Consider the following 4,178-nt stretch of genomic DNA (forward strand, 5'->3'; position numbering starts at 1 on the left):
TAATGCCGATCAGTTAAGAAATATTTAACGATCCATTGACCGATCTTCTGGTTAGTTTATAAAGGCTTCTGAATTTATTCAGGAGCCTTTTATTTTGCAACTCACTACCGCACTTTCTCTAGCCAATAGCTACGCACCCAATTCAGAAGGCTTAGGTCAACTGAGTGATTTTTTATGCCCTGAGTTTATCAAACAATGCGCAGAAACCGCAGGTGTCGCGACGATAAGGAAAAGAAGGCTTCCTGTTGAGATGGCCGTTTGGACAGTCATTTGTATGTCGTTTTATCGTGAAGACCCACTGTGGAGTATTGTCAGTAAATTAGGGCTCGCTTTACCAGGTAAAAAAGAACTCGTTGCGCCCAGCGCGGTTGTACAGGCTAGGCAGCGGCTTGGGGCTGATGCCGTTAAACAGGTTTTTGAGCAAAGTCAGCAAATGTGGAATGCTGATGCGAACCATCCCACATGGTGCGGGCTATCACTACTGGGTGTTGATGGTGTCATTTGGCGCACACCGGATACTGCTGAAAATCAACATGCATTCTCCATGTGGAAAAATCAGTATGGTGACACGGCCTTCCCTCAGGTTCGCATGGTGTGTTTGATGGAGTTAACTAGTCATTTATTAATGGGGAGCGCCTTTGATAGTTGTCGTACTAGTGAAATGGTGTTGGCTGAAGACTTAATCGAGGCAACACCCGATAACTCACTGACGTTATTTGATAGAGGCTTCTATTCTCTAGGCTTACTCAATCGTTGGCATCATGCTGGGGTAAATAGGCATTGGCTTCAACCGATGAGAAAAGGCACGCAATATGAAATTGTTCGCTCTCTAGGTCGTCAAGACAAACTCATCAAGCTAAAAGCAACAGCACAAGCGAGAAAAAAGTTCGACGATTTACCAGAGAGCATTGAAGTTAGGCTAGTCACAAAAACGGTTAAGGGGAAAGAGGTGAATATACTCACTTCATTAACAGACCCAATGCGTTTCCCTAAGGCTGAAATTGTTGACCTCTATAGTGATCGGTGGGAAATTGAACTTGGTTATCGAGAAATGAAACAAACCTTACTGAATAGTCACTTTACGCTACGCAGCAAGAAACCTGAGATGATAGCGCAAGAATTATGGGGCGTAATGTTGAGCTATAACTTGCTCCGATACCAGATGGTGAAAATGGCGCAGAAAAAATCTGGGATATATGCAAAACACCTGAGTTTTACGACGTGTGCTATTAGTATTATTAACCTTATTCATACAATGTTTATAGAAAATGCAGGACGGATACCTAAATCAATAGAGCAATTACAAGCTCAAGTTGAATATCACATATTGCCGATAAAACGGGAGCGGGCGTATCCGAGGTGTGTGAAACCAAAACCCAGTAAATACCCCAATAAAAAAAGCCAGTCAGCTGTTAACTGACTGGCATTAAGCCTAGGCTGCCTTTTTTGTGTTTATAAATCGCGGCTATTTAAATTTAACCGTTTTTGTACTGCGTGTATAACTTCTGCTTTCGGGCTTAGTCCATTCACCCTTTTTAAGATAAGAGGTCGATACAATAAACTTATCGTCTTTTAAATCACTAGTAGATTTAACCTTAGTCACTCCCTCTTTACTGCCTGTTACTTCCTCATAGGCTACAAACTGAGTAGGGCTTAATACCGTTATTGTGCCTTTAGTGTAAAATCCTGCCGTAGTGAAATAATAAAATACGAGTGACTTCTTTTTGCTATCATAAAAAATCATCGACTCACCGCCATACTCACCCTCGTTAATCGAGTGCATGGTACGAATAGCTTTACCGTTTAAAGCGCGTTCCCAACGGCCAACATCTTGTATTTTTTTAGCGCCTTCTGGTACTTTAAAGTCTGCTTGCCACGTTCCTAAGTAAGGTTTAAACACTTCTAGCTCTTTATCAAGGTTACTGGCAGTTTCATTAGCAAAGCTACTAAATGTGCATAAACATAATGCTAAGAATAGCGATTTAAAATATGTCATAATTTGGCTCTCGTTGTTAGGCTCTTATAAGCCCAGTATAGGTGATAATTAATTGATAAAGAAAATATTAATCACGTTCTCATTGCTTTATTTAGCTGCCATTTGGTTAGCTTACCCGCTGCAATACTTACCTGTTTATATACCAATATATGTACCTGGTTATATAAGTGTATTAAGTGCTATAACTTTTTTAATGTACGCGTGGGATAAGCGACAAGCTAAGCGTTCTTCACATACAAAAGTAAACCGCACGCCAGAGCGTACACTGCAACTACTTGCATTATTTGGAGGATGGCCGGGGGCATTACTTGCTCAACAATTACTTCGTCATAAATCGCAAAAGCGACGTTTTATTATTGTGTTGTGGTTATGTATTTTAATTAATGTTGGTAGTTATTTCGCAGTAGGATATTTGTGGCTTTATGAAGGATTTAATATGCCTTAGGCCAGTTATTAAATTAACCAGGCTAAGGCATATAAACTAAAACGTACTGAGAAGCTTATTGAGCCGATTGGCTTGCTTCCATTGTATCGAGTTCAACAGTTAGTATTGTTTTTTTATCAACTGAAACCCATTTTCTGTAAGTAAGGTATCCTGCTTTGCTTACTTCAATATCGTATTTACCTTCTTTAAGCTCAATACCAGCTTTGTAAACAGGGTTGATATTCATAATACGAACGCGAGCATCAGCAGGGTTAGTAATAACTGTTAATGAAATTGGTGCAGCTACTTCGTTAATCTCTGCAATAGGTTCTAAAACTACTTGCTCAGTTTCTTGGGCTGGAGGAGGTGTAGAACAACCGCTTAATAACAGTAAACCCAAAAGTGCGCTTAATTTTTTCATAGGTACTCCGTAAAATTATTTTAAATAATAAATGTTAAATGTCACGAAATATCATGGAGGAGTATTAATAAGTTGGGGTACCTAACTCGTCTTCCTTGACTTTCGTTTGTTTAAAAAACAAATTGGCGTACAGTTTAATATGTATCCAGCTCAGGTTCAATTATTGTTATTAATTTATAAAGTTTTAAATAAATTTAACGCTATGCTTATGCTGCTCATTTAAAGTAATAAAGTGGCTTCATCGCTATTATCGCGTTCAAAGTTTAAGTTGAACTGACCTTGACGAGTGGTAGTAAAAATAGCGCGCTGCCAATCTTCCACTTCATTTTTAATTGCGTGGTCAAATAACGTTTTAAACAACGCTGTTATATTTTCAGATACAGCAATTGCATGCTGTGTTTCGTCGTCTGCTTTAATAAAGTGAGCTTTGCACTCAATCACATTATTATCGCAATCTAAAATAAGCTGTGCTTCAAGCCACGGAGCATCAATTTGTTGATAAAGATACTGACCTAGGTGTTGCGGGATGTGTTTTATATCAGGTTGCATTGGCTGTCCTTAGCGCTCATGTTTATTACGTATTAAATCATTGGCTAGCATTGGATGTGGCGTAAGCTGTACTTTGGTTATACCAAGTAAGTTTGCCACTAACGCATGCTCTAAACACCAGTACCCAATATAATAATCAGTATATTCAAATTCACAATCACATTCATGGTTGCCGTGCCAGTCGGCATCATCAAGTTGGGCATACCATTGCGATATAAACTGGTTTAGCTTCTGTGCTTGCGTATTTTTATCAAGACTAAAGGCGTCAAACAAACACTGGTAAACATCAGGGTAATAGAGGGTCTTTGCCATAGGGCGTTGTGAATCACCGAGCTTTACGGCAATAGCATCAAATAATGCATCTTTACCTTGTTCACCAATGACATCAAGCGTTTTACTAATATGCTCAGTGGGCGCGTCGCAGGCAACGAGTAACGACAGCCACCAAAGCGTATAAATATAGCGATTTATATTCGCAGAGCCACACGCATCGCCAGCGCCTCCAAGTTGCTCAAAATCAACACGGTAAAGCTGATGGGGTTGTGGAATGTTATTAGCTACCAAGGTGAGCTGTTCACGATAAGGTAAAATAGCGAGTACAAAAGGGCGTAGTTCATCAATAGAGGCACCATAAGAATAATGCGCTACAGCTCGCATAATCGCTAGTTGAAACAATCTCTGAGCCACATCAACGCGCTGAGTAGGGGAGGTAAATACAGCGTCGTCGAGTGCGGCTTGTGTTTCAGTTAGAGCTTCATCAAGGTCACTCGTAAGTGTTTGAAAGTAGC

The 4,178-nt window shown here is 39.9% G+C and carries 6 protein-coding genes; 2 read left to right on the forward strand and 4 right to left on the reverse strand.

The features are described 5' to 3' along the window. Positions 1 to 94 precede the first annotated feature (94 nt). On the forward strand, positions 95 to 1,420 hold the full coding sequence (locus L659_RS0118610) for an IS4 family transposase (RefSeq protein WP_024589914.1): 1,326 nt from the start codon (positions 95 to 97) through the stop codon (positions 1,418 to 1,420). A 45-nt stretch (positions 1,421 to 1,465) separates the two neighbouring features. On the opposite strand, the gene L659_RS0118615 is transcribed toward L659_RS0118610, so the two are convergent. Further along, positions 1,466 to 1,996, reverse strand: a complete 531-nt coding sequence (locus L659_RS0118615) for a hypothetical protein (RefSeq protein ID WP_024591507.1) — start codon at positions 1,994 to 1,996, stop codon at positions 1,466 to 1,468. A gap of 52 nt (positions 1,997 to 2,048) precedes the next feature. On the opposite strand from L659_RS0118615, the gene L659_RS0118620 reads away from it, so the two are divergent. Next, on the forward strand, positions 2,049 to 2,441 hold the full coding sequence (locus L659_RS0118620; RefSeq protein ID WP_007586205.1) for a DUF1294 domain-containing protein: 393 nt from the start codon (positions 2,049 to 2,051) through the stop codon (positions 2,439 to 2,441). 55 nt (positions 2,442 to 2,496) lie between these two features. Here the strand turns inward: L659_RS0118620 and L659_RS0118625 are convergent, their stop codons facing one another. The 3 genes from L659_RS0118625 to L659_RS0118640 form a co-directional block, all read right to left on the reverse strand. Then, the gene (locus tag L659_RS0118625; RefSeq protein ID WP_007586203.1) at positions 2,497 to 2,841 is read right to left on the reverse strand and encodes a PEGA domain-containing protein; all 345 of its coding nucleotides are present in this window, start codon (positions 2,839 to 2,841) and stop codon (positions 2,497 to 2,499) included. A gap of 219 nt (positions 2,842 to 3,060) precedes the next feature. Then, entirely contained in the window at positions 3,061 to 3,390 is a 330-nt protein-coding gene (locus L659_RS0118635) for a hypothetical protein (RefSeq protein WP_024591508.1), read from the reverse strand. Positions 3,391 to 3,399: 9 nt separating this feature from the next. Next, the coding region (locus tag L659_RS0118640) for a PoNe immunity protein domain-containing protein (RefSeq protein WP_024591509.1) at positions 3,400 to 4,178 on the reverse strand (779 nt) is incomplete at its 5' end.

This window comes from Pseudoalteromonas sp. S8-8 (assembly GCF_000497875.1).
Taxonomy (GTDB): domain Bacteria; phylum Pseudomonadota; class Gammaproteobacteria; order Enterobacterales; family Alteromonadaceae; genus Pseudoalteromonas; species Pseudoalteromonas arctica.